Genomic DNA, 24,359 nt, shown 5'->3' on the forward strand with positions numbered 1-24,359 from the left:
AGCCACACTATTGTGGCTTTTTTATTTGTTAGTTTTTAAGCAATATCTGCTGGAAATGTAATGACTTTTTCAATTTTGACCTGATCCATTGCAACCATGAGTAAGCGGTCTATACCTAAAGCAATTCCCGAACATTCTGGCATATGAGGTAAAGCAGCTAATAGGTGTTCATCTAAAGGCATAACATGAAGGCCTTGCTTAGCCCGCTCCGCATTGTCTGCTTCAAAGCGTGAACGTAACACCTCTGCATCAAGCAATTCATCATAGGCATTTGCCAGCTCTAAACCTTCAATATAAACCTCAAAGCGAGCGGCAACTTCTTCTCCATCTTCATCTAGTTTTACCTTTGCCAAAGATGCCATTTCTGGTGGAAAGTCAGTTAAAAAGACGGGGGCATCAAACCCCAAACTTGGTTCAACAAAATGCGAGAATAATAAATCGATATAAGCTAAACGGTCGTCACCTAAATCAAGGTTTAAGCCCACACGATTTGCCGTATCTTTGAGTTGCTTCAACGTTGCTTGTAATGGGTTAATGTCTAAACGGTCCTGAAAGGCATGTTTATAACTTAGAATAAACGGACGAACTTCACCAAAACGATGCTGCAAACAGCTTTGCAATAAATCGGCGGTTTCATGCATTAAAGCTTTTAGATCAAAACTCGGGCGGTACCATTCGAGCATTGTAAATTCACTATTGTGTTTACGCCCATGTTCATCATCTCGAAAAACCTTACAAATCTGGTAAATCGGCCCACTACCACTCGCCAGTAACCGTTTCATGGCAAACTCTGGCGAAGTTTGTAAATATTGAGTTTGCAATTTGCCATTTATATGACGCAAAGCCTGCACAGAAGCTAAATGCACATCAGTTACGCCTGCTTGTGAAACAATCGGTGTTTCAACTTCCATGACGCCACGTTCTGCAAAAAACTGGCGGATTTGGGTGTAGAGCTTGGCACGTGCTTTTAAGGCATCAATTGAACAAGTAGGTTGATAACTTAAACTCATGCCTGTGGCCCTCCATGGGCTGCCCATTCCCGACGTAGCGGATAGTTCTTACGTAATAAATCAAATGCTTTTTGCTCTACTTTGCCGTCTTTAATGCAAGCACGTATGTTGGCATCGTCTTGTGCAATATCATAAATTTGAGTTAATTTTTGCTTTAACACAGCTTTTAAATCATGACCTGAAAAATAGTCGTCACATGCAGGCAATTGTGTTTCGAAACGCTTATTTATATCGAATCCAAACTTTTGGCAAAACGCTTCATAAATCATTTGTGTACCGCGGGCCTTCCCTTCAAGGCTATAACCAGCAATATGCGGTGTTGCCAAAGCCAACATGTTTATAAGCTCTTCTGATATGACTGGCTCATGTTCAAATACATCGAGCACGACTTTACGTTTTGTACGCTGAATATCTTCGATTAAAGCCGCTTCTTTAACGACTGGGCCACGCGCACTATTAATTAAAATTGTATTAGGTTGAAGTGCTGCAAACGCTTGCTCATCAAAAAGGTGATACGTCGCATGCTCACCATTTTTAGTTAAAGGCACATGAATTGAAATTGCATTCGCTTGTTGCAAGAGCATTTCTAAGCTTACATTTTCAATTGAATCTAACTGTACATATGGGTCAAAGCCAATCACACGCCAGCCAAGCAACTGAGCCATATATGCTAAACGTTTACCCACGTTTCCAAGCCCAACAATGCCCAAGGTAAATTTTTCTTGTTGTTCTAAAAGGTTGGCATCTAAATGCAGTAAAGCAGTAATTACATATTCAGCAACTGCCTGTGCATTACAACCTGCCGCATTTGCCCACGTAATTCCTTGTTTTTCTAAAGCTGGAATATCTAAATGATCGGTCCCAATTGTGGCACTACCTACATATTTTATTGAAGTGTCTCGGATTAAACTCTCGTTAACTGCTGTTACCGAGCGAACCAATAAAGCTTGAGCATCTTTTATATCTGCATGAGTTAAGGTACGCCCTGCATGGTGTTGAATATCGCCAAACTCTGAAAAAAAGTAATCGGTAAATGCCAAATTTTCATCTGCGACGATTTTCATTGTCTGCAACTCATAGCTTATAAAAACGTTATTATCCTTTGAGTTGTAGCAAAGTACAATGTTAATGCCTTTAAATTAGTACTCTATATCTTGAACCTTTAGAACTTATAAACCACCGCTAAAATAGAAATAAGCCATCACAGCCAAAGTTATCCAAACTAGAATAATCAACACAGCAACCAAATAATTTTGAGGACGGCGTTCTTGTTGTTCAAGCCATTCTTCAGCTTGTTGTTCCGCCTCTAAAATGACGTGTTTGGGCGTAAAGCGAGCAGCTAACCAAATGAGTATGGGTAAAATTAAAGCTTCATCAAGCAAACCCAAAATAGGAATAAAATCTGGAATTAAATCAATGGGACTAAAGGCATAAGCTACCGCCACAACAGCAATAATTTTTGGTAACCACGGCATTTGCGGGTGCTTCGATGCAAACCACAGCATAATAATTTGTTTTTTTAGATGTTTTGCCCAATCTTTTAGAGACTGCAACCAAGACATTGGGACACACTCCGACCTACCGAAGTCTGATAATAAAGTATAAAACTTCTGCTTAGCTTAAAATTAGAAAAAAATAGAAATGTAAATTTCCACTTAATTTGACTATCAGGTAATACAGCAAAATTAAAGTATCTTGACCATAAAACAAATTATCTAGGCTTTTTTTGCTTTAAGCAGTATAAATTAATTGAAAAAAACAGATTTAGAGAACGTATGAAGGTTGTGATTGCGCCAGATTCTTTTAAAGACAGTCTATCTGCTTTGTGTGTAGCTCAGGCAGTTGCTCGAGGATGGCAAGAGGTTTTTCCTGAAGCCGAAACGATTCTATGCCCTATGGCAGATGGGGGTGAAGGCACACTTGAAGCAGTGTTAGAAGTTTGTGAAGGTGAATGGCGTGAAACAACCGTAATTGGACCCTTAGGTAAACCTGTTCAAGCAAAATGGGGATGGTTAGAAAAACAAAAAATAGCCATGATTGAAATGGCTCAAGCCAGCGGCATACAGTTAGTGCCACCCTCAGAACGTGATGCCTGTCAAAGCACAACTTTTGGAACAGGTCAGCTTATTTTAGATGCTTTAGACGCAGGCGTAGAAGAGATCATTTTAACAGTAGGTGGTAGTGCAACCAACGATGGCGGCACTGGTTTATTAACTGCATTAGGTGCACGTTTATTAGACTCAAACCAACACGTTTTACCCGCTGGTGGCCTCGCTTTACAAACATTGTCTAAGATTGATTTAACGCATTTCGACCCGCGTATTCAGCAGACACGTTTTGTGTTGGCTGCCGACGTCACCAATCCACTTTGCGGTCCAAATGGTGCATCTTATATTTTTGGCCCACAAAAAGGTGCTACCTCTGCTCAAGTACAATTACTTGATCAGGCCCTTGCCAATTTTGCCGATGTCTCTGCACAACTTCTTGGTTTCGATAAAAGAGATGAAGCGGGTTCGGGTGCTGCGGGTGGTTTAGGCTTTGCAGCTAAAAGTTATTTAAATGCTGAATTTAAAGCTGGAGTTGAAGTTGTAGCTGAGCTCAATCAGCTTGCTCATAAAATCTCTAGCGCAGATTGGGTCATTACAGGTGAAGGCAAATTTGACCAGCAAACCTTAAACGGCAAAACAGTTTTGGGTGTGAGTCGAGTCGCAGAAATGAAAAATGTACCTGTTATTGTGATTGCAGGCACTTTAGGCGAAGGCTACCAAGCGCTTTATGAACACGGTGTTACGGCTGCTTTTTCACTAACAAATGGTCCAATCATATTAGAACAAGCCTGCGAACAAGCAGCAGAACTCATTTATGAGCGAACAGTGGATATTGCGAGGTTAATTAAGTTTAGCCAAACCAGCTTGAAAGATAAAAAAGCTTAATCGGCTAACTTTAAAAGGCTCTCTTTACAGCTTTCCAATATTTCATCGCTAAGTATGGATTGGTCTGGGCAGGCGCGAGACAAGGTAATTGCCCCTACAGATTGGGCAAGAATGTTGATTGCTTGCTTTCTCAACTCTGGCTTTTCCAAAGAAATTTGTTTGGCTCGTTCATTCATAATGAACTGAATAAGTTGCTCAATACCCTCTTCAAATTCGACTTTTACTTCGTCTGGCTGTCGTGCAGCATCACAAGATAATGCTGTTAAGGTACAACCCAAATCTCGGTTATCTCGATGAGTGCGAGACACATAAAGCTGAATAAATTGAGTTAAGTTTAAACCTTCTATTCTTTTTAAAATCTGCTCAAGCCCGTGCTTAACGGTAATCGAGACAAGGTCTGTTTTCGAAGTGAAATGTTTATAAAAGCCGCCGTGAGTAAAGCCTGCGCTAGACATTAATTCGGCAATGCCAACTCCGTCATAGCCTTTGTTACGAAAGAGTTGAGTCGCCTTTTCAACAATTTTTTCTCGGTTTTCTTTTACCTGAGTTTTACTGACTTTCATGTTGGCCTACTCACTTTTTATTCACCCTACCGCTCATAATTATACATTGATTATGATTGACATCAAAACTTGTATATTTTAGATTATAGTCATCATCTAAAATTAAAGCGTGGAGACATCACATGTCAGTTCAATCAAAAGTACTTATTACAGGAGCTTCGTCAGGAATTGGTTCTGTCTATGCAGACCGATTTGCTCAACGTGGCCATAACTTAATCTTGGTTGCACGAGACACCAACCGCTTAGATAAAATCTCAAAAGACCTTCAAGAAAAATACGGTGTTCAAGTCGAGTTCATTCAAGCCGATCTATCAAAAGATCAAGACATCAGTAAAATTGAAGATGTACTCAAAAATGATGCTGATATTGAAATTTTAGTAAATAACGCAGGTATTGCACTGAACGGAAACTTTTTGACTCAAGATATTAAAGACATTGAAAAACTCATTACTTTAAATATGACTGCGGTTGTTCGGTTGTCTCATGCAATTTCGCAACCTCTTCTACGCAAAGGTAAAGGCGCTATTATTAATTTAGGTTCAGTGCTTGGATTAGCTCCTGAATTTGGTTCGACCATTTATGGCGCAAGTAAATCTTTCATCCAATTTTTTAGCCAAGGCTTACATTTAGAGTTAAAAGATCATGGCGTGCATGTTCAAGCGGTATTGCCTTCTGCAACTAAAACCGAAATTTGGGAACGTTCAGGCATCGACTTAAGCCAAGTTCCACCATTAATGGATGTCAATGATTTGGTCGATGCAGCTCTGATTGGTTTTGACCGTAAAGAAACGATCACAATTCCTGTGCTAAAAGACGAAAATCAATGGAATAATTTTGAAAAATCACGTATCACATTACTACCAAACTTTTCTTCGGCTGATGTAGCCCAACGTTATAAAACTAACTAATACTGCTACCCAATTCTCAAGTAGGAAAATCTTATGAATGTTATTGATGCCATCCGTAACCGCCGTGCAGTTAAACGCTTTGACCCTACATTTCAACTTTCTGACGATAACAAAAAGCAGTTATTACAAGAAGTTTTAGCAAATGCTCCAAGTGCGTTTAACTTGCAACACTGGCGCCCTGTTGTGATTGAAGATGCTGAGTTAAGACAAAAGATTCGCACGATTGCATGGGACCAGCCACAAGTTACCGAGGCTTCTTTACTCATTGTGTTATGCGCGAAAGTAAGCTCGTGGGAAACAGATGCTAAACGTGTATGGGATGGAGCTTCTCCGGAAGTTCAAAATATTATGGTTGGTGCAATTGACCAATATTACCGTGACCGCCCACAAACCCAACGTGACGAAGTTATGCGTAGTGCGGGTATTTTTGCTCAAACCTTGATGCTTCTTGCCCAAGAGCATGGTTTAGACAGTTGCCCAATGGATGGCTTCGACTTTGATGCGATGGCGAAGTTAATTAACTTACCTGAAGATCATGTGGTGTGTTTAATGATTGCAGTTGGTAAATCAGCCTCCGAGCCTTACCCACGTGTGGGCAAACTTCCTTTTGATGATGTAATTATTAAAAATACATTCTAAGTTTGTAGTCAGATTTTAGGCTTCCATACTATTTCTTAATTTTAATATGAATAGTTGGAAGCCTTTAATTTGGCAAGCATTTAGGGACTAAAAATCATAAATTTGCGAACAGAAAATTAAACCACCTTATTCCTCTCATTCTCGATGTATGACATCGTAAGATTAATTAAGCAGTCAACTAACTCTTCAAAAGTAAAACCCATATTTTGTGAAGCAAAAAAGTTCATCGTTAAAGCAATGCTTGAATGAATCAAAATATAAACCATCATTTTTAAATTTTTGATTTTTAATACTTCAGGATGTTTCATCGCATATTCAATCGCCAATACATTAATCGCTTTTACAGCTTTTACATGACTTGCTTCAGTACTATATTTAGAAGAAACACTGAGCCAATAAAAATATTTATTATTATCCTTCGCCAAAAATTCACCGATTTTTAAAAAAATTCTTCTGATTGCTTCAGGAATCTCTAAATCCAAAATTTCTGGAATTACCTCATAAATGACTTTTGATATTTCCATAATAAAGTGCTGCTGCATCTCAATAAAAAGTGCTTCTTTATTTTTGAAATACTCATAAAAACTTCCCGATCCTACGCCAGCTATCTCACACACTTTAAGTACAGTGGTATGGTCCAAGCCGTTTTTCATAACAGATATAAATCCTGCACTCACTATAGACTCAAATGTGTTTTTAGCTCTATTTTGTTTTGGTTTTCTTATAGTTACCATTATTTTTTATCCTTCCAAAAATCCGTCTTTTTTCCGTATAAATTCATTGATAAATTCTAGTTGAAATCAAAATTTGATCAATTGTTTTTTAAAGATGAGTTAAAAAAATGAATACAGCTCTCGCTACAAATCAAAAAATTGTTCGTCGTAATGTTGAACTTTCTTACGATGCGAATAAAAGTTACTCTTTTTATTATGAAGAAAATCCTGTCGTTACGTCTTTATTCGTTGTACTTTCAGCTATGTTTCCCCCAGGTGAAATGTTCTTTATTGAAAGTATCAGAAATGTTCGAAGCCAAATTAAGGATGAAAAACTTTTAGAAGATATCAGAGCCTTTATTGCTCAAGAAGCCTTTCATAGCCGCGAACATAAAACCCTGAACAATCACCTCATACATTCTAATTATCCTGAAGTGATAGAGATTGAGGCCAAAACCAAAGCACGATTGGATAAATTACGTAAACTTTCAACAGTAGTCGAACAAGTAGCTGCGACAGTAGTAATGGAACACTATACAGCTACACTCGCTCGCCTATTACTCACAGACCAGTTAATTAAAGAAAAAACCACGCAAGAGAGCAGAAATCTTTGGGAGTGGCATGCACTCGAAGAGCTTGAGCATAAATCGGTCGCATTTGATGTATTAAATGCAATAGGAGGAAATTCTAGCAAAAACAGAAAAGCAGCTTTAGCTAGAGTTTCAAAACTTATCATGCCAATTATGTTTGAATATTGGATAAAAATTTTGAAAAGAAAAGATATTAGATTCACCTTAAAACAGTTGAAAGATGGTATTTATTTAGGATTTGGTGGAATCAATCGCTTAGGAATTTTATCTAAAGCATTTGTCGATATGCTTGATGTCAGAGAAGAAAGTTTTGATCCTTTACACATGCAAACAGAGCGCCTCGAAGCCGAATTCCGAGAAAAGCTATTTGGCCAAGAAGGATTTCTCAAAGAATCGCTCAGCTAGAAAAGCAATATATAAGGCCCTCATCTGAGGGCTTTTTCAGACTTGATTCTCTTTAAAAATGTGTAGAGATTACATAAGCTCGCTAAATTTAAACTGCTTCAAAAAACATTCTAATATCATCTCTCTATCCCCTACTTGACCCGAGCTTAAAAGCTGAATAATCGCGCCTTCAATCATATATAAAAATAGTTTGGCATCCTGAAAGGAAACTTCAGTTTTTAGTTTTATAAGTTGGCTATAGATTTCATTAAGTAGCCACGTTCTATACCTCACTGCGATTTGATAGGCTTTGGGATAGGTCAGTTTCGTTTCAAAAATGGCTTTAAATAATAGGTAGTACAACCCTTCTAAATCGGTATGTAAGAAATAAAGGTTTTTGAGTTTATCCATCACACCTGCACCTTGGTCGTAGTCAGCAATTGATACTACTTTTTCTTTTAAGCGTTCTTTTTGCACAGTTAAACAGATTTCGATAAACCGCTCTTTAGAGTGAAAATAATGATAAAAAGTCGCTTTTGGAATTTGAGAATCTTTCACGATTCTGTCGATTCCAACCGTATGAAATCCGTGGTTGTGAAACAGATTAATCGATTTATTTACGACTTGTATGGCACGTGGTGAGATCAGTAAATGTCGCATAGTTTTACCGTTATAAAATTATTGTTGTAGATAAACGAGATACTTTTTTGGAAGAAAAAAAGGCATAGCAAAGCCGTAAAGACTGTGCGTGGCACATCTCAAGTTTTATTGTTGATTAAGTTTTTTGGTCGTGACGATTTAAAGCCTGAAAAGCCCAATGGCCATCAAACTGCTTTAAAAGTTTAAGTCGTGTCGATATAGACTTTGGCAAAGGCTGCCAAAAAATAATGGATGTGCAAAGCCAACTCCTTTTTATTGGGAGTTCTGCCAGACATGAATAGGAATTATGGTGGCAGAACGAAAGGGGGTTAGCAGACTGGTCAAACGTGGCCAGCACACCCGAAGGTGTCCCCCTCCCGTTCCGCCGCAGAGGGGGCACGAGGGCTCAACACTAAAAGTATGAAACTTTTAATGTACGTTTGATGCGGTCTGCTAAAACCGACTGGCAATGTAGGCCAGCAGGCAAAGGATAGTGCTCTGCCCTTTTGCAGTCAAGCACACAAAATGACATTTGTTTTAAATTAGATCATTAAAAAGTAAGGATAAATAATGAGTGAGTTATTGTTAAATTGGGGTTTATAAAGAAGGGTTAAAACAGCCTAGAGCTAGGATGTTTAGGGATGAGTGGGATAAGGCACTATATTAGGTTTAGAAGAACTTTAAATAAATAGGCTGAATAAGTTTCTTTTTCTCCAGCAAGTTAACTCCCTATTCCCCCAAGCATTTCATTTTAATTTATTAGTTTTATACTATAAAAGGACTCAATAACCTTATATAAGTTTTGCTTTTAGCTACTAAGAAAAAACTTAAAGTACCTCTAGAATAAAATTTGATATGATATAAGTAATTAATAAAATTATAAAAGCCCATTTTAGAATGGACTTTTAAATTGATATTTTTATTTATTAGACTTTTTTAAGTCTTGCTCAATTTCATCTATGATTTTATTTTCAAATTGACCATTTGACTGGGCAGTAATCCATGCTTTAGTAACATTAGTTTCTAAAACTTGGTAAGTTGCGTCTATTTTAATATTAGTAGATGTGGTCTGTTCAGGAGCCACAATTACATTCAATCTTATATTAGCCCCCCCCCATGTTGAAAGAAAAATATTAGGTTGATAAAAATAGTTTTGATAACCTAAATTGTTATAACCTAAAGGTAGTTGAGCATTTTGTGTACTAATCAAACCACTATCTTTTTCAATGACTTGTATTGGCAGTTTTTGACTTACTATTTTTACAGTTGATGCCCAGACTTTATCTTTAGGATAAGATAGAATTCTTGATGTTTCCAATGGGGCAACTTGTGTTACTGGTTGAGTTGCACATCCTGATGCCAAGATAGCGATAAAAATTGTATTTAAACCCCAAAACTTATTCATTTTGATAACAATCTCCTTATAAATAGTTGACTATAAGTTAAACGAAATTAAGAAAAAAATCTTCTATTTAATTAAAATTTATTTTTTATAACTTTTTTAAGATTTATTTTTTCTTTAAAGATTTTTAATTAATTTAACTTAGAATAGATTCTGCTTTAATATTTCTACTAAAATTATTAAGGTTATAGGAAACTTCTAACAACTATCTAAATAATTTATAAATCTGTCTTTGCTACAACCATGACAGCAATCGTTTTTTCTAAAAACTTAGGACTCTTCTCTTTAATTCTGGTAACAGCCCATAAGACTGCCGATTTAATCTCAGAAGAAGCCAAATAGAGCTTTTCAATCATACATTCTCTTGCACTATCGCTATTTAATATTCTCATAAATAAAATATCAGCCCATTTTGGAGATTTATGCACTAAATAAGGTAACTCTTTTAGAGCTTCAGAGATATAAACATCATCATCAAAAGATTCAATACTATGTATGATCGAAAATATTGCCTCATCGTATTGGGCACTATCATCAATTAACCGAATTAAGGGTCGAATCACTGAAGGATCATTAAAAATCATAACTTCTGCAAGAGCCGTATCAATAGCTTGCACATCGCCAAAGTTATCGATTTGTGCAGCTTTAACTAAATTCTTAATTGCTTGTTCAAGAGCATGAGCAGTCATTCTTTTTCTCTAAACTTTAATGGATATACCATACCCTTTTTTAAAATTATTCTCTTCATAGATTGCCTTGAGCAGAAATTTGTTAAAAATTATCCGAGATTGATCATATAATAGTGTCAAATATATACGCACACATCAAACTGCAACACTATTACTAGAAAAATATAATGTCAATTTTGAAGTAGATGAACCTGTGCATGGTTTAGCTAAAGGGAGTTTCATGGCCAAATATTTAGATAAATATAGATATCTAATAGGATTTTTTCTGGGATATTTAGATATTCTTGAAAGTAACCAAGATATTTTAAATTATTTTCAAAAAAATCCTGATGAAATTCCTATATGTATTGATGAAATTTCAAAGCTAATAAATGATGATTTATTAGATTGGAAGATCTTCACAGATGAAGCAAATATTTACTTTCAATCTGAAACAGATTTTATTATTTTTTTTAATTGGCTCAAAACTGAATTAAACAAAATCCCTTTAGAATATACAACTTATTGAAACTTTTACTATATAAAATTCCAAAAAGGTAATATGGAAATTTCCTATACAATCACGCATGGCCTAGAAAGCTCGACCATAGATTCTATTGTTTCATCAGAAATTGAAAGTACTTTGATAATTAAAGTTAAAAATAAAATTATCTTCAATGAAGAAGATCTACTATTATTAGAATTTGCCATTTACTTAAAACAATGGCTTGATAGAGATGAAAATTCAAATTTTTCCTATACCTCCATGGAGTTTGAGGAAAAAAATATTCTCACATTTGAAGAAGATAAAGATAATTTATGGAGAATTAACTCTGTCTGGTTCAATAAAGATCAAAACAATATTTATGTAACATATTCAGAGTCAATAAATGCTTGTATTAATTTTATAAATAACTTTAAAAATAATTTTAAAGGAATAACCTTTCAATATTAGTAAATAAGAATGTATAAATTATTTTATTTGATGCCGAATTTAGAAATAGAGTACTCAATAGACTATTAAAAACTGTCTCACTAAAGTAGTGAAACAGCCTATTTGATATGTAATTTATTTTTAAAGAGGTGTGCCACAAATATCTGTGGTGCCTGTTGGATAGGTAAATTGTAGTTTTGAATGATCAGATACTATTTCATATGATATTTCTTTACCTAAAGCACTAGAGTTGGAAGCATAAAATCCCTCTTCAATTGCAATAGCAAATTTCATTTTGCTTAATGGAGTTGTATAACTCCATGTGTATCCTCTATCGACTCCATTTACAATATAGCCAATTTTCTTGCTGATTTGATTGTAATAAATCCCAACTCTAACTGTTTCATTTGCTAAAACTTCATTTTGTGTCTGAGTTGGGGTTATGTTTCCAGAAATAGAACTCATAAATAAATTTTGCTGTGAACCATATGCACTTCCAAAACTTGGCGCAGCAAAAACAATACCATCAAAATTACTTGTTCCTGTGATAAACCCTGAAGCTAGTTCATTTGAATTTAGATTTATTGGTTTCTTGAAAATATATTCAAAAGCAATCACATTAGACTGAGCAATATTGGTATCAGATTTAGTTTTTATCAGTGTTCCTATGTTTATATTAGCCAAAGCCTTAGTTAACACTTTCTGCCCAGTTATTGTTATATAGTTGCTTGGATTTGGAGTCCCTTCTGGTGTTTGTGAAGCGCTTGGATCAATCTCTAGATCACCAATTTTACATTCAGCCCAGCTCTGTACACTGAAAATTAATAAGCTGAGAATCAATATATTTTTTTTCATTATTTCACCTTAATTTTATTGTGATTTTTGATTGTATGGTAAAAATTTAAGGTTTAAAAATTTTTCAGATAAAGAGACAATAGGTTAAGCTCTATAATGATTTATTAGATAGGTGTTTTTCTAACATCAAAATAAGATTACTTACCAAACATCAGCAATATTTATTAATGAAACTAAAAATTTACTAAAACTACATCTGTAACTCTTCTAGTACTATTTTTAATGTCTTAACGGCTGAAGCCCTAAATATAGTATTACCATCCATAAGCTTATTTTTATCTGTCCATGCTATTGCTGCAAGACATTGAATACCGACATAGCATAAAAACTCCCTTTGAGGAACTTCTTCTCCATAAGTCATTTCCCAACCTCGTAGAAATGAATTTCTTAATTCTAAATCAGAGAAATCTATATCTACCCAGACCATCTTCGCTAGATCATAAACCGCATCTCCAATACGAGCAGCCTCAAAATCTAAAACACCAGAGATTTTATTACTGTTAGTTGCAAGAAGGTTCCGACCAATATAGTCACAATGCAAAAGACTCAACTGCTTTGGTTCTCGTAAATCTTTGCAATATGAAAGCAATACATTCAACTCATAACTAAATTCTTGATAGTCAGCTTTAGATGGATTAATACGGGACATCCACTTTGATGTCATTAATTTTAGATGTTCGCTCCATAAAGTTGGATATTCAGAAGAATTATCTCGTCCCTTCCAGAAATTCATCTCAAGTAAACGACAAGAATTAATCTCTCGATGAAAAATTCCTAGAGATGATCCCGCGGATTTTAGCAATAATAATTTTTCTGTTCTCGAGCAATTTTTTAAAATATTGTTTACTGACTGTCCTTCTAAAGCACTCATTACAACAATAGAATAATTTTCCCATTCAAATTTATTTAATAATTTTGGGCCTAGGGAAAATGCCTTAAGCTCATTCAATATTTCACAATATCTGTCATTATCTACTTTCCGTGTATAGGCTTTTACAAAGACCTCTCCTTGAGTAGTTTGTGCTTTGTATACAATAGCTCCATCTCTATGAGAAATTAAACCTAATGTCTCTGCTTGAATTCGGTTAAGTAAGCCATCTAAATTTTTCATAATATTTTATTAAAAATATAAAGTTATAATCTCTATTCATTATATGATAAAGAATATATAAGAGGACCTGTTTTATAAGGACTATTAGAACTTAGAAAGCTCAAAATAAAGAAAAGCTAAACCCTAATTACCAAGACTTAGCTTTCACAAAAGAGATTTTTATTAGATACAACCTAATTTAACGTGCAGGTAAAAATTTTACTTGAGCTTTGAGTAAGCTCCAACCTTAGAATCATCATAGTATTTAGCGACAAAGGTACTATTTGATGAAAGTAGTTTTCACTATCGTTGTATTTTCTGTGTTCATTCTTTTATTTCATCATAAAAGAATTGAAACAAAGATTATTATAAATCAACCAATAGATCATGCTTGGCAAGTCTTCACATGCACTTCATCGTATCCGAAATGGAATACTTTATTTGGTATTGATAGATTTCCCACCCATGTAGGTCAACAAATTAGTGTAGATTTATATGATGAAAATAAGAAAGTGCAATTTACAATGCGACCAGTAATAAAAAAACTTGAGAAATATCACTTAGAGTGGGAAGGTAAATTATATATAAATGGATTGTTTAATGGTCGACATCAGTTCATTTTCACTAAAATTGATGCCAATACAACTCAATTAGTTCAAGCAGAAGATTTTAATGGGCTACTTGTACCTATCTTAAATTATTTCGTTATTCAGCCTACACAGTTAAATTTTGATAAAATGAATAAATCCTTCAAAAAATATATTGAAGATCAAAATTTAAAAAAAGATACCTGTAAAATATCCTAGATAAAAAAATAAAGATTATTGAATGAATATTAGTCAATTTTCAAAAAAATATGGCCTATCATTAGATACTTTACGCTTTTATGAAAAATGTGGAGTATTGATTCCCGATCGATTAAAAAATGGATATAGAAATTATCAGGACATACATGAACAAAAAGTTAAGCTAATTATATGCTTAAAAAGCATTGGATTTACCCTAGAAGAAATTAAACAACTCATTAAACTTGAAACAAAGCCTCCTTCTGAAGGATGCAATATTATCTCCAATCAATTGATTGATAGAAAAATAGAGATGATTAGTCAGCAAATTAAATTGTTAGAATATGGAAAAGACACTCTTCAAGATGTTAAAAAACATATTAAAGATAATTCTTTTGTTAAAAATCAGGACATAATTCAAGATATGATTGAAAACTTGTATAGGCTTTCAAAAAATTAAATATAAAGCAGAGCTCCAGTCTTTTGAATTACCTTTTCAACATTTTACGTTATGAAAAGGAAGGATGGCAAAGATAGTCATTATGGTTGAAACCAAGGCTTCTTTGGCCTAGCTCCAGTATATACAGGACTAACTTTAATTGGCCCCTGACCTTTTTCACATTCTTGAACACCCCACTCACTAGGGCGAAAACGCGCATTAGGTCCATCGGGTTCAGGTTTACCAAATTCTTTTGCAATATCATGATCAATGAGTGGAATTTCAAGTAACACGATATCTCCACGAGCACAGGTGATGGTAGGATGCTTTGTGTCGTACACCCATTTACCATAACCATTTTCTTCCTTAGGATCAAAGCGCATGACGGGCCCTATTTGCTGATCCCACGCCAATTCCATTCGAGGAGGCTCCATCGCAGTTACCCACATTCCTGCGACTTGTACAGGATGAGGGAAACGTACAGCCTGTAATCCTCGTAAACTCAGAGGTAATTGTGGCTCACCATTATCAAAAGCATCATAACGACTGATTAAGCTCCCTTTGGGAATCAACAGTTCTCCATATTGCGCATCTTGAGATAAAACGAAATGACTGCGACTTTCCTTATAGTGCTGCTCAAGGGCGAACTCATACTTTACCGATGCAGTCATATAAAATAAATAACCTGACCATAGGTCACATATCAATGCCAACAGCGTAATGAATAATGTCTTTCGAGAAAAAAATCTCACAGGCTTTTGAGCCTTCTTTCGCCAAAAGAATAGTGCTTTCACCAATAAGCCTAGTGTTAGTACAACACCGAACAATGGCGCAATAAACAACAGAAAAATTGCAAAAAAGGAGAATGGTTGTATTGGTATCATAATTGTTAAATCTTTAACTTCATATTTTTTAAAGGTGAGTCCTAAGAAAATTGTATATCTGTATTAAAAAATAGGCATTGCTATTTAATACTTATATTTTTAAATAAATATATCTTTTTCTCAATTTAAAATAATGGGCATTATATGAATTATAAAAATAAAACGAACCCAATAACGCTAATCTAAATAAAAAAGCTAAGCCCCGATTACCGAGGCTTAGCTTTAAAATAATTTTAAATTAAAAATTACTTATTTGATGTCTGTAAACTCAGAAACAGGTTTGTTAACTTCAACTTTTGTACCCGCAAATTTTTCGCTCACAAACTTTTGCACTTTAGGTAAGTGGTAAAGTTCACCCAATTTCGTATAGATCGGGTCATTTTTATTCGCTTCAGCCACACCTAATAGGTTCACATAAAGCTTTGTAGACTGGTCAATTGGCTCACGGAAGATAGAATCTTTCAGTACGTTTAAACCGCCTTCAAGTGCCAATGTATTACCCAATACAATTGCATCTACGTCGTTTTTAACACGAACTGCTGTCGTCATTTGAATTGGTTTTAATTTTAAACCTTTAGGGTTTTCAGCGATGTCATTGGTCGTCCCTTTTACAGGGTCAAAGTCTGGTTTGAGTTTAATGAGTTTAGCAGACTGCAATAATGTTAATGCACGCGCTTCGTTAGCAGTATCGTTAGGAATCGCGATTGTAGCGCCTTGCGGGAACTCATCAACATTTTTAACTTTATTTGCATAAAGGCCCATTGGTTCCAAGTAAGTTGTCGCAACAGCAGCAACTTTAGCTGTATTTGAAGCATTGTAAGCTGCTAAATAGTTAAATGACTGGAACGCATTTACGTCTTGCTCACCACTTGCTACAGATGTGTTCAACACAACGTAGTCAGTCAGGTTGGTCACTTCGAGTTTAATGCCTGCTTCTTTAGTCTCAGGAAGCGTTGCAACATATTTCCATACGTCAGTGTCTGAACCCGTTGAAACAAGTTTAATTGTGCGTACTGACTCAGTTTTGTCTTTAGCTGGTGCTGTATTTTCAGTTTGTGCAGGTTGTTTGTTACATGCAGTCAGTGTGAGTACAGATGCGCTGAACAGGACACTAAATAATTTTTTCATAGATACATCCTAAAATAGGAAACGCCTACTCGTCAAAAGAATGAGGCATTCCCAACCATTGGGTCGAAATGCAATATTTGGCTGGAAATAATTTCCAGATATATAAGGGTTTAGAAGCCTGAATTCAGCCTAATTTCTTCCTTGATCTTGCTCGCTGAACAATAGAATTATGTTTTGAATCAGTTTCTAAATATTGGATCATCATATATCAATAAGTGAATATTCTACAAATAACTTGTTCGATTTTGATATATAGACGCGTGATTGGTAAGGCACTGATAATAAAAAACATATTATATAAATATAACAATTTCGATTAAAATATATACTTATTTGATTTATATGAAATTTTCAGGATTTGTTAGCAATATTTAAGCTAACTATGACTGTAATTTATGCCGTATGTATAAAAAAAGCCCCTGCTTTCACAAGGACTTTTTTAAATGAGATGATTCAACTTAATATCAATTATTTATGAACCCAAGGCACAGCTGGCGAACCAATCCATGCAGATTTAGCAGGAATATTTTCACCTTTCATAACTAATGTTAATGGTCCTAACACTGCATGATGGCTAACATTGGCGTTATATAAAATAATACTACGTGAATTTACGACCACATCATTTCCAACATTGACCTGTCCGATTTTCATAATACGATCTTCAAACAAGTGGGTTTGTGGTCCTGAAAAGCTATTAAACTCTGCACGGTCACCAATGCTTACACAGTCGAACTCAGTAATATCAGCCGTATCCATATAGACATCTTTACCAATTCGAACACCTAAAATACGCAAGAAGAATGGCAACATTGGCGTTCCTCTTAAGTAGTTCAGGAAGTTTGGAATCGCAACCGATTCATATAAGCTCGTGATTCCTTCACTTAACCATACAAACATGGTCCACATTGGCGCTGAACGAGGTTGATAACGACCAATTAAAGTCCACTTCACCAATGCAACAATAATGAAACAGCCGACGCCATAGAGCAGTCCTGCAATGGTTAATGCTAATAGTCCTTTCGCTATGCCGTAGTTATTAATAACATCAATAACGTCTAATACAATCATATAACCTACGCCAATTGCGAGTGCGGCTGGCAATACAACACGAAGTCCTTCAATAAAACCACGCATGAAACGGCGCTTGGCACTAGGTTTAAACGTTAAATGGTCAGGATATTTTTCGGCAGCTTCACGTGCAGGCAATAATAATGGTGGAGAACCAAACCAAGTTTGACCCTCATACATTTCAAGGTTATCTGGTGTTTTTGACTGTACCCCAATTAAAACGTTATCTGGTAAAACAGTTCCATCAGCAATATAAGCACTGTTTCCGACAAAGCTACGGTTACCGATTTTGGTCGATTTTAATGTCATCCAACCGCCTTTGATCTCTTCATCACCCAACATTACAGCATCGGCAATAAAGCTTTCTTCACCCAAAGTCAGCATTTCGGGAATCACGCCCGTTGCTGTAGAAATTTCAGTATTTTTACCTACTTTTGCCCCTAACATGCGGAACCATGTAGGCGCATAAATCGTAGCAAACAGGCCATGCAATGTTTGTAAGCTTGTTTCTAAAATTTGAGCGGCAAACCATTTACGATAGTAGGTTCCGCCATGAACAGCGTACGTTCCAGTCTCAAGACGTGGCAATGCAATTTTGCGTATTGCTGAAGAAATTACCGCAGTAATCATCATCATCATTGCACTAGCAGGAATCGCTAAAATGAAATAATAAAGTGCGATTTGGAAGTGGTTATTCGGGTTAATATTAAATACGTTTACATCTAACCAATCGACCAAAAGGAAACTTGGAAAAATTGGAATAAAGAAGATACAAGCAATAATTAGCGCACTAACACCATAATATCCATATTCAGCAATTTTACGAATAAACGATAATTTAGGACGTTCTGGCATTTTAGCGTGCTCATCGACATGCCCTATTTTTTTAGCAGGTGTTCCATCCCAAATTTCGCCGGCTGGTACAACCGTGTCATATTCAATTGAAGTTAGGGCATTTACATGAGCTTGTTTTTCTAACACTGTATTTTCTTCTAATACAGCATACGAACCCACATAACTATCTTCTTTAAGATGAATTGAACCCAACACCAAATGACCATGTTCGACTTTGGCATTTTCTAAATTTACTTGAGAGCCAATACTCACTCCATCTTCAACAGTTAATAAAGATGGCATGCGAATATGAACCGAACTAATGGTGACATCATGCCCAATTTTTGCGCCCAGTGCTTTTAAATAGAGGTTAAGTAAAGTTGAACCTGACAAAAGATAGACTGGTGAAATATTGCTAATACGGTCTGCTAACCACCAACGGAAATACGCCATTCCCCAAAGTGGATAACGTCCTGCACCAATGCCCAACATTAATAATCGTTTCACCGTAATTGAAAGCACAAAACTACTAATAATAACGCTGATATAAACCAGTAAAGACAACGCGATTGCATATGGAATGCTGTCTCGGGTTCCACCTGTAAAATAGTGATAGGTAAAGAATGGTGCTAACCATTGCAAAATATTAATCGAAATTAAAACTGGAATGGTCGTAAGCTGCGCAATACCACATAACCATTTATACGTTTGATTACGCGGGTTGTCTTGCCCAATCTGGCTATCAAATAAAGTAGGCTCTGGTTGCTCCAACATTAAAGCTGCAATAGCTCCCACTCTTCGGGCTTGATATAAGCTTTGAATTGTAAGATGGCTATATTCTTGATGTTCACGCAGATTTGAAACTAAAACAGCGGCTAAAAGTGAATGCCCACCTAAATCATCAAAGAAATCCGAATCTAGTTTAATCGGCATGTTTGGAAACAGGCGGTTCAAAATTTCAAATAAAATTTCTTCGGCTGGATTTTGCGGTTGGTCAGATTCACTACGGTCAATCACACTGGTAAGCGGTCTTGCTTTTAATGCCTTACGGTCAATTTTTCCAGATAATAAACGTGGTACTTCTTCAATAATCTCAAAACGATTCGGCACCATATAAGGTGGTAATCGTTGAGCTAGAGTATGACGAAGCTGCTTAATTTCTATCGGTTGTTTGGCATCAAGTTCAGGTGCAATAAAAGCAATGAGCTGATCAATTCCGTCTTCTTGACGTAGAATTACTGCTGCTGTTCCAATGCCATCAATATCACAAAGTGCAGCTTCAATCTCGCCGAGTTCAACACGGAAACCACGAATTTTCACCTGATCATCAGCACGCCCTAAGCAGTGGACTTGACCAAATTCATCAATTTTTGCCAAATCCCCAGTACGGTAAAGCGACTCTTCATCCGCACTCATTGCCCAAGGGTTTTCAATAAACTTATCAGCCGTTAAATCAGGTCGTCCTAAATAGCCTGGTGCTACACTCGGACCAAAAATACACAGCTCACCTGTTTCACCTTGAGGCAGTAATTCTCTTTCAGCGTTAATGACTAACATGCCATAGTTTGGTAAAGGTTTACCAATCGTAACTGGTTTACCACGTTCTAACGACTCAAGGCTTGCAGTAACCGTAGTCTCAGTTGGACCATAGGTATTAAACATTTGATGGTGAGGTAATGCCCAACGGTCAACGAGTGAATCTGGGCACATTTCCCCGCCTAAGTTGATAATACGTAAATTCGGTACATCTTCAGGGAATAAAGCCAGTAAGGTTGGTACAGCATGCAATACTGTAATTTGTTCCTGCTTTAATGTTTGGCATAAACGTTCAGGGTCACTCACCAAGTTTTTTGGAGCAATCCATAATGTTGCCCCAACCAAATAAGAAAGCCAGATTTCTTCAAACGACATATCAAAAGCGACTGAAAAGCCTTGATAGACCTTGTCTTGCTCTTGAATCCCTAAAATACTATTTTCACTACGCAAGAAATGACAAATATTTTTCTGGGTAATCACAATACCCTTAGGTTTTCCAGTTGAGCCTGAAGTGTAAATAATATAGGCAGGTTGATCGGGTGTAGTTTTCGGTAAGCTTACTTCTTTAATAACTGGCTGTTGTAGCTCTGTGTTTGTCCATTTGGTTTGTGGCACTTCAGCTAAATATTCATACCATTCATCTGTAGTAATCATTCCTACAGCTTCAGCATCTTCAAGACAAACTGCAATACGGTCTGCTGGCGTATCCATATCAAAAGGAAGCCAAGCCGCTCCACTTAAACAAATTGCCAGTTGTGCTTTTAAAAGCTCAATACCCCTTGGTAGCCATAACCCGACAATATCCCCCGCTTTTACACCATTTAAAGTCAGTTGTTGCGCCATAACGAAAGCTTGCTGATATAAATCTCCATAGCTCAGCGTTTTATTTGCTTCAATTAAAGCTGTTTTATCTGGGAGATTTTGAGCAGTTTGAATAAAAATATCGGCTAGCACTTCATCTTGCAAAAATTCGGGGTGAAATTTACCACGAATAATATTTTTCGAGCTTGTTACGCATTGGTTCATTTTTATAACTCTCTTTAAGTTCTTGATTTAACTTAAATACAGTCATGTTTAGATTTTTATGACTTATTAAAGAAATCAATTGTTAGGCAACAAATTAAAGAGTTGAACTTAAATGAAGATTAAAGATTTTATTTTAAGCGTAGAGAGTGAGTTATTAACTTAGAAGAACAATCGATTTTTATGACTTATAAATCAAACTAAGATGACAATGAGGAAAAATATAGGCACATATTTTTATAAAAATTAAATAGCGTTATCCAAAATTGATATATAACGAATTACTCATTACACAAGGCTACTTCACGAACTAGGGCAAGGAAGGCTTTCAAACCAGCAGATTGGTTGCGTCTTCCTGAATAATATAAACAGAGACCAGACATACAAGGCATCCAATCATCCAAAACAGAAATAAGTTGACCTGACTCAATTTCAGCACGAACATCCTGTTCCATAAAGTATCCTAGGCCAATGTTCTCTAATACTGTAGCTCTTGATAAGCTTGCTTCATCGAGGGTAATCGGTCCTTGCACATCAATTTGAATAATTTCTCCATTTTTTTCAAACTTCCAGCTAAATAATGCACCATCAGGGAGACGTACTCGAATACATTTATGTCTAAAAAGATCTGTTGGTATTTTTGGCTTTCCGTAACGCTCAAAATATTCAGGCGAACCAACAACAACATATCTTTGAAGTTTACCAAGAGACACTGCAATCATGTCACTTGGAACAAGATGGGCAACACGAATGCCTAAATCAAAACCATCAGCAATAATGTCAACAAGTTTACCCTCAGTCACCAAATCAATATTCATTTCTGGGTAACGTCGAAGAAATTCGATAATCACAGGAGAAATAATTTCTCTCGCTGCAAATGCGGCCGCATTGATTCTTAATGTACCTGAGGGTGTTTCTCTCTGCGAACGTACAATATCTAAAGCGCTATGAATATCCTGAAGAGCAGGCCCGACTTGTTCTACAAAAAGTCTGCCTGCCTCTGTCAATGAGACACTACGTGTTGTTCGATTAAACAGACGTACACCCAAATTTTCTTCTAATTTACTAATTGCATGACTTAAAGCTGTTGTAGACATCCCAAGTTCAATCGCAGCGCCACGAAACGTTCCGCGTTTGGCGATTGCCATTACTGCTTTTAGATCATTTAAATTTGCTCGTTCCATTATCCTGATTTATTCAACTAAACATCCCATTTTATACGGATTGTTAGAACAATCGTCAAATTATAAAATTTAAAACACCAATTTGGATCATGCAAAAAGAGCGACTCATGAAAGATATACCAGAAGTGGTTAGTGCATACTTTGATGCTGATCAAGCAAACGATGTAGATGCTTTAAACCAAATTTTTTCTGACTCTGCCGTTGTTGAAGATGAAAATAGTCTATACAGAGGAATTGTGGAAATTCGTACCTGGTGGCTAGCAATGAAAGAAAAATACCAATATTTTCTTGAACTTATTGAGGTTTCTAATACAGACCATATCAGCACGGTTTTAACACAAGTGAGCGGCAACTTTCCGAATAGTCCTGTGAAACTTAAGTTTCAGTTCACACTTGAAAATGGCAAAGTTGTTAAATTGAGGATTTATTAATGGAAGATTTTATTACTTTAAAAGGAAAACGTGCCTTAATAACGGCGGGTACAAAAGGTACTGGTGCTGCCACAGTTCAGTTATTCCATGAACTTGGCGCAACAGTACTAACCACTGCTAGAACTCAACCAGATTATTTACCAAATAATACACATTTTGTTTCTGCTGATCTCACAACTCCAGAAGGTTGTGAAGCTGTCGTCCAAGCAGTACAAGAGATATTAGGCGGTGTGGACATAATTATACACATTCTTGGTGGTTCATCTGCACCAGCAGGTGGATTCGCAGCATTAACCGATGAAGAATGGTATAAAGAACTTCACCTAAATCTGATGCCTGCAATACGTATTGATCGTCAATTAATTCCCGATATGATTCAGCAAGGTCAAGGTGTTGTAATCCATGTTACGTCAATACAACGCTCACTTCCGTTACCAGAAGCTACGACAGCTTATGCTGCTGCAAAAGCAGCACTAGCGACTTATAGTAAAAGCCTATCAAAAGAAATATCTCCTAAAGGTATTCGGGTTGTTCAAGTCTCGCCAGGATGGATTGAAACAGAGGCATCTATTGCTTTTGCAGAGCGACTGGCTTTACAAGCTGGCACAGATTACGAGGGTGGTAAAAAGATAGTTATGGATTCAATCGGAGGAATTCCTATGGGACGACCTGCTAAACCTGATGAAATAGCAAATCTTATCGCTTTTTTGGCATCACCCCGTGCGTCTGCAATTACAGGTACTGAATATGTGATTGATGGTGGGACGATTCCTACAATTTAATAGTCATATTGAATCACTCCTTAATAGTCATATTGAATCACTCCCATACTATATTTTCTCTTCACTTGAGCAGTTTATAATTACACTACACTGCTCAATTAAAAAAATGGCTGAGAAAGTAAGAATAGGAGATTCGGACTATTCCAATCTACGTTTTAGCATGAGGTGGGCTGAAAATAAAAAAACAGGCATAAAAAAAAGCCCTCGTCATTAACAAGGGCTTTTTAAGAATTTGGCGGAAGCGGTGAGATTCGAACTCACGGAGGACTCACACCCTCGTCGGTTTTCAAGACCGGTGCATTAAACCGCTCTGCCACGCTTCCAACGAGCGCTATAATATAAACAAAAACACAAGTTGGCAAATCTTTTATTTAACTTTTAATTCAAACGCTCAAAATAAATACAAATTGATTTATTTTTCTGGGTTTTCGCTCTTTTCATAGCGAATTGTATTGATATACCAAAGCTTTTTTCCAGATGGAGTGTGCACTTCAATCTCATCATCTACTTCTTTGCCTAGCAGTGCACGGGCCATAGGCGATTCAATCGAAATATGCTGCGGGTGATGATCATAAATTTCGTCAATCCCTACAATACGTAAAGTTTTTTGCTCACCCTCTTCATTTTCAATCTCGACCCAAGCGCCAAAATAAACCTTACCGTCTTGCTCAGGTGAGTAATCAATGATTTTTAATTCTTCTAAACGTTTTCCTAAATAGCGTACTCGTCGATCAATTTTTCTAAGTAGCTGCTTGTTGTACTGATAATCTGCATTTTCACTGCGATCACCCAAGCTTGCAGCCCAATTCACTTTCTTTGTGATTTCCGGTCTTTCTTCATGCCAAAGTTGTTTTAATTCAGCAACTAATTTGTCATGCCCTGATCGGGTGATTAAGTTAGATTTCATGATTAAAAACCACTGTTCAACAACATA

The 24,359-nt window shown here is 36.2% G+C and carries 25 protein-coding genes and 1 tRNA gene; 10 read left to right on the plus strand and 16 right to left on the minus strand.

Annotation, left to right across the window (positions count from 1 at the left end; all coding sequences use genetic code 11):
• Positions 1–35: 35 nt before the first annotated feature.
• From epmA to ASF86_RS10030, 3 genes are all read right to left on the minus strand, one after another.
• Positions 36–1,010 carry an EF-P lysine aminoacylase EpmA gene (epmA, locus tag ASF86_RS10020; RefSeq protein WP_045429395.1) on the minus strand — a complete coding sequence of 325 codons (975 nt, stop codon included), beginning with the start codon at positions 1,008–1,010 and terminating at the stop codon, positions 36–38.
• Positions 1,007–2,074, minus strand: coding sequence for a 4-phosphoerythronate dehydrogenase (locus ASF86_RS10025; protein ID WP_056481566.1), 1,068 nt, complete (start codon positions 2,072–2,074; stop codon positions 1,007–1,009). Before ASF86_RS10025 ends, epmA begins: the two co-directional genes overlap by 4 nt.
• Before the next feature lie 105 nt (positions 2,075–2,179).
• Positions 2,180–2,572, minus strand: coding sequence for a YkvA family protein (locus tag ASF86_RS10030; RefSeq protein WP_056481567.1), 393 nt, complete (start codon positions 2,570–2,572; stop codon positions 2,180–2,182).
• A gap of 213 nt (positions 2,573–2,785) precedes the next feature.
• Between ASF86_RS10030 and ASF86_RS10035 the strand changes: the two genes are divergently transcribed.
• Positions 2,786–3,943, plus strand: a complete 1,158-nt coding sequence (locus tag ASF86_RS10035; RefSeq protein ID WP_056481570.1) for a glycerate kinase — start codon at positions 2,786–2,788, stop codon at positions 3,941–3,943.
• Here the strand turns inward: ASF86_RS10035 and ASF86_RS10040 are convergent.
• Positions 3,940–4,506 (minus strand): TetR/AcrR family transcriptional regulator, encoded by a 567-nt coding sequence (locus ASF86_RS10040; RefSeq protein ID WP_056481573.1) that lies wholly within the window; start codon positions 4,504–4,506, stop codon positions 3,940–3,942. The two genes, ASF86_RS10035 and ASF86_RS10040, sit on opposite strands and share 4 nt — an antisense overlap.
• 122 nt (positions 4,507–4,628) lie before the next feature.
• Between ASF86_RS10040 and ASF86_RS10045 the strand changes: the two genes are divergently transcribed.
• Both ASF86_RS10045 and ASF86_RS10050 read left to right on the plus strand, forming a co-directional pair.
• Positions 4,629–5,414 carry an SDR family NAD(P)-dependent oxidoreductase gene (locus ASF86_RS10045; RefSeq protein ID WP_056481576.1) on the plus strand — a complete coding sequence of 262 codons (786 nt, stop codon included), beginning with the start codon at positions 4,629–4,631 and terminating at the stop codon, positions 5,412–5,414.
• A gap of 33 nt (positions 5,415–5,447) precedes the next feature.
• Positions 5,448–6,053: a nitroreductase family protein gene (locus ASF86_RS10050; RefSeq protein ID WP_056481578.1), complete on the plus strand. Its 606-nt coding sequence runs from the start codon at positions 5,448–5,450 to the stop codon at positions 6,051–6,053.
• A 116-nt stretch (positions 6,054–6,169) separates the two neighbouring features.
• On the opposite strand, the gene ASF86_RS10055 is transcribed toward ASF86_RS10050, so the two are convergent.
• Positions 6,170–6,787: a TetR/AcrR family transcriptional regulator gene (locus tag ASF86_RS10055; RefSeq protein ID WP_056481581.1), complete on the minus strand. Its 618-nt coding sequence runs from the start codon at positions 6,785–6,787 to the stop codon at positions 6,170–6,172.
• A gap of 107 nt (positions 6,788–6,894) precedes the next feature.
• Between ASF86_RS10055 and ASF86_RS10060 the strand changes: the two genes are divergently transcribed.
• Positions 6,895–7,761 carry a metal-dependent hydrolase gene (locus tag ASF86_RS10060; RefSeq protein WP_056481584.1) on the plus strand — a complete coding sequence of 289 codons (867 nt, stop codon included), beginning with the start codon at positions 6,895–6,897 and terminating at the stop codon, positions 7,759–7,761.
• 69 nt (positions 7,762–7,830) lie between these two features.
• Here ASF86_RS10060 and ASF86_RS10065 read toward each other — a convergent pair whose 3' ends face one another.
• The 3 genes from ASF86_RS10065 to ASF86_RS10075 form a co-directional block, all read right to left on the minus strand.
• Positions 7,831–8,400, minus strand: a complete 570-nt coding sequence (locus tag ASF86_RS10065; protein WP_056481587.1) for a TetR/AcrR family transcriptional regulator — start codon at positions 8,398–8,400, stop codon at positions 7,831–7,833.
• An 898-nt stretch (positions 8,401–9,298) separates the two neighbouring features.
• Entirely contained in the window at positions 9,299–9,784 is a 486-nt protein-coding gene (locus ASF86_RS10070) for a hypothetical protein (protein ID WP_056481590.1), read from the minus strand.
• Between the two features lie 215 nt (positions 9,785–9,999).
• Positions 10,000–10,470, minus strand: a complete 471-nt coding sequence (locus tag ASF86_RS10075; protein ID WP_227508786.1) for an Imm30 family immunity protein — start codon at positions 10,468–10,470, stop codon at positions 10,000–10,002.
• Between the two features lie 220 nt (positions 10,471–10,690).
• Between ASF86_RS10075 and ASF86_RS10080 the strand changes: the two genes are divergently transcribed.
• Positions 10,691–10,978: a hypothetical protein gene (locus tag ASF86_RS10080; protein ID WP_056481593.1), complete on the plus strand. Its 288-nt coding sequence runs from the start codon at positions 10,691–10,693 to the stop codon at positions 10,976–10,978.
• A gap of 33 nt (positions 10,979–11,011) precedes the next feature.
• On the plus strand, positions 11,012–11,404 hold the full coding sequence (locus ASF86_RS10085; protein WP_056481596.1) for a hypothetical protein: 393 nt from the start codon (positions 11,012–11,014) through the stop codon (positions 11,402–11,404).
• Positions 11,405–11,524: 120 nt separating this feature from the next.
• Here ASF86_RS10085 and ASF86_RS10090 read toward each other — a convergent pair whose 3' ends face one another.
• Both ASF86_RS10090 and ASF86_RS10095 read right to left on the minus strand, forming a co-directional pair.
• Entirely contained in the window at positions 11,525–12,238 is a 714-nt protein-coding gene (locus ASF86_RS10090; protein WP_056481598.1) for a DUF4882 family protein, read from the minus strand.
• Positions 12,239–12,428: 190 nt separating this feature from the next.
• Positions 12,429–13,349: an aminoglycoside phosphotransferase family protein gene (locus ASF86_RS10095; RefSeq protein WP_056481601.1), complete on the minus strand. Its 921-nt coding sequence runs from the start codon at positions 13,347–13,349 to the stop codon at positions 12,429–12,431.
• 266 nt (positions 13,350–13,615) lie between these two features.
• Here ASF86_RS10095 and ASF86_RS19805 point away from each other — a divergent pair, with 266 nt between their 5' ends.
• Positions 13,616–14,134, plus strand: a complete 519-nt coding sequence (locus tag ASF86_RS19805) for an SRPBCC domain-containing protein (RefSeq protein WP_056481605.1) — start codon at positions 13,616–13,618, stop codon at positions 14,132–14,134.
• 22 nt (positions 14,135–14,156) lie between these two features.
• A complete protein-coding gene (locus tag ASF86_RS10105; protein ID WP_056481608.1) occupies positions 14,157–14,573 on the plus strand; it encodes a MerR family transcriptional regulator in 417 nt (138 codons plus the stop codon).
• Positions 14,574–14,653: 80 nt separating this feature from the next.
• On the opposite strand, the gene ASF86_RS10110 is transcribed toward ASF86_RS10105, so the two are convergent.
• From ASF86_RS10110 to ASF86_RS10125, 4 genes are all read right to left on the minus strand, one after another.
• Complete coding sequence (locus ASF86_RS10110) at positions 14,654–15,394, minus strand: hypothetical protein (protein WP_081407672.1); 741 nt, start codon at positions 15,392–15,394, stop codon at positions 14,654–14,656.
• Between the two features lie 291 nt (positions 15,395–15,685).
• On the minus strand, positions 15,686–16,564 hold the full coding sequence (locus tag ASF86_RS10115; protein WP_056481614.1) for a MetQ/NlpA family ABC transporter substrate-binding protein: 879 nt from the start codon (positions 16,562–16,564) through the stop codon (positions 15,686–15,688).
• 468 nt (positions 16,565–17,032) lie between these two features.
• Positions 17,033–21,031: a delta-poly-L-ornithine synthetase PosA gene (gene posA, locus ASF86_RS10120; RefSeq protein ID WP_056481617.1), complete on the minus strand. Its 3,999-nt coding sequence runs from the start codon at positions 21,029–21,031 to the stop codon at positions 17,033–17,035.
• Between the two features lie 278 nt (positions 21,032–21,309).
• Complete coding sequence (locus ASF86_RS10125; protein WP_056481619.1) at positions 21,310–22,212, minus strand: LysR family transcriptional regulator; 903 nt, start codon at positions 22,210–22,212, stop codon at positions 21,310–21,312.
• Positions 22,213–22,319: 107 nt separating this feature from the next.
• On the opposite strand from ASF86_RS10125, the gene ASF86_RS10130 reads away from it, so the two are divergent.
• Positions 22,320–22,643, plus strand: a complete 324-nt coding sequence (locus tag ASF86_RS10130; RefSeq protein ID WP_056481622.1) for a nuclear transport factor 2 family protein — start codon at positions 22,320–22,322, stop codon at positions 22,641–22,643.
• On the plus strand, positions 22,643–23,425 hold the full coding sequence (locus tag ASF86_RS10135) for an SDR family oxidoreductase (protein WP_056481625.1): 783 nt from the start codon (positions 22,643–22,645) through the stop codon (positions 23,423–23,425). The genes ASF86_RS10130 and ASF86_RS10135 overlap by 1 nt, the downstream gene beginning before the upstream one ends.
• 233 nt (positions 23,426–23,658) lie before the next feature.
• On the opposite strand, the gene ASF86_RS10140 is transcribed toward ASF86_RS10135, so the two are convergent.
• Positions 23,659–23,748, minus strand: a tRNA-Ser gene (locus tag ASF86_RS10140).
• An 89-nt stretch (positions 23,749–23,837) separates the two neighbouring features.
• Positions 23,838–24,332, minus strand: coding sequence for a transcription elongation factor GreB (gene greB, locus ASF86_RS10145; protein ID WP_017391789.1), 495 nt, complete (start codon positions 24,330–24,332; stop codon positions 23,838–23,840).
• Between the last annotated feature and the right edge of the window lie 27 nt (positions 24,333–24,359).

It is taken from the genome of Acinetobacter sp. Leaf130 (genome assembly GCF_001423205.1).
Classification (GTDB): Bacteria; Pseudomonadota; Gammaproteobacteria; order Pseudomonadales; family Moraxellaceae; genus Acinetobacter; species Acinetobacter calcoaceticus.

What these genes read in the sequence shown, in the direction of transcription:
- ASF86_RS10040 (WP_056481573.1), bottom strand. Translation starts at nt 4,506, where the DNA reads ATGAAAGTCAGTAAAACTCAGGTAAAAGAAAACCGAGAAAAAATTGTT.
- ASF86_RS10130 (WP_056481622.1), top strand. Translation starts at nt 22,320, where the DNA reads ATGAAAGATATACCAGAAGTGGTTAGTGCATACTTTGATGCTGATCAA.
- ASF86_RS10095 (WP_056481601.1), bottom strand. Translation starts at nt 13,349, where the DNA reads ATGAAAAATTTAGATGGCTTACTTAACCGAATTCAAGCAGAGACATTA.
- ASF86_RS10090 (WP_056481598.1), bottom strand. Translation starts at nt 12,238, where the DNA reads ATGAAAAAAAATATATTGATTCTCAGCTTATTAATTTTCAGTGTACAG.
- epmA (WP_045429395.1), bottom strand. Translation starts at nt 1,010, where the DNA reads ATGAGTTTAAGTTATCAACCTACTTGTTCAATTGATGCCTTAAAAGCA.
- ASF86_RS10030 (WP_056481567.1), bottom strand. Translation starts at nt 2,572, where the DNA reads ATGTCTTGGTTGCAGTCTCTAAAAGATTGGGCAAAACATCTAAAAAAA.
- ASF86_RS19805 (WP_056481605.1), top strand. Translation starts at nt 13,616, where the DNA reads ATGAAAGTAGTTTTCACTATCGTTGTATTTTCTGTGTTCATTCTTTTA.
- ASF86_RS10025 (WP_056481566.1), bottom strand. Translation starts at nt 2,074, where the DNA reads ATGAAAATCGTCGCAGATGAAAATTTGGCATTTACCGATTACTTTTTT.
- ASF86_RS10045 (WP_056481576.1), top strand. Translation starts at nt 4,629, where the DNA reads ATGTCAGTTCAATCAAAAGTACTTATTACAGGAGCTTCGTCAGGAATT.
- ASF86_RS10035 (WP_056481570.1), top strand. Translation starts at nt 2,786, where the DNA reads ATGAAGGTTGTGATTGCGCCAGATTCTTTTAAAGACAGTCTATCTGCT.
- ASF86_RS10135 (WP_056481625.1), top strand. Translation starts at nt 22,643, where the DNA reads ATGGAAGATTTTATTACTTTAAAAGGAAAACGTGCCTTAATAACGGCG.
- posA (WP_056481617.1), bottom strand. Translation starts at nt 21,031, where the DNA reads ATGAACCAATGCGTAACAAGCTCGAAAAATATTATTCGTGGTAAATTT.
- ASF86_RS10070 (WP_056481590.1), bottom strand. Translation starts at nt 9,784, where the DNA reads ATGAATAAGTTTTGGGGTTTAAATACAATTTTTATCGCTATCTTGGCA.
- ASF86_RS10075 (WP_227508786.1), bottom strand. Translation starts at nt 10,470, where the DNA reads ATGACTGCTCATGCTCTTGAACAAGCAATTAAGAATTTAGTTAAAGCT.
- ASF86_RS10125 (WP_056481619.1), bottom strand. Translation starts at nt 22,212, where the DNA reads ATGGAACGAGCAAATTTAAATGATCTAAAAGCAGTAATGGCAATCGCC.
- ASF86_RS10085 (WP_056481596.1), top strand. Translation starts at nt 11,012, where the DNA reads ATGGAAATTTCCTATACAATCACGCATGGCCTAGAAAGCTCGACCATA.
- ASF86_RS10050 (WP_056481578.1), top strand. Translation starts at nt 5,448, where the DNA reads ATGAATGTTATTGATGCCATCCGTAACCGCCGTGCAGTTAAACGCTTT.
- ASF86_RS10080 (WP_056481593.1), top strand. Translation starts at nt 10,691, where the DNA reads ATGGCCAAATATTTAGATAAATATAGATATCTAATAGGATTTTTTCTG.
- ASF86_RS10065 (WP_056481587.1), bottom strand. Translation starts at nt 8,400, where the DNA reads ATGCGACATTTACTGATCTCACCACGTGCCATACAAGTCGTAAATAAA.
- greB (WP_017391789.1), bottom strand. Translation starts at nt 24,332, where the DNA reads ATGAAATCTAACTTAATCACCCGATCAGGGCATGACAAATTAGTTGCT.
- ASF86_RS10055 (WP_056481581.1), bottom strand. Translation starts at nt 6,787, where the DNA reads ATGGTAACTATAAGAAAACCAAAACAAAATAGAGCTAAAAACACATTT.
- ASF86_RS10060 (WP_056481584.1), top strand. Translation starts at nt 6,895, where the DNA reads ATGAATACAGCTCTCGCTACAAATCAAAAAATTGTTCGTCGTAATGTT.
- ASF86_RS10105 (WP_056481608.1), top strand. Translation starts at nt 14,157, where the DNA reads ATGAATATTAGTCAATTTTCAAAAAAATATGGCCTATCATTAGATACT.
- ASF86_RS10115 (WP_056481614.1), bottom strand. Translation starts at nt 16,564, where the DNA reads ATGAAAAAATTATTTAGTGTCCTGTTCAGCGCATCTGTACTCACACTG.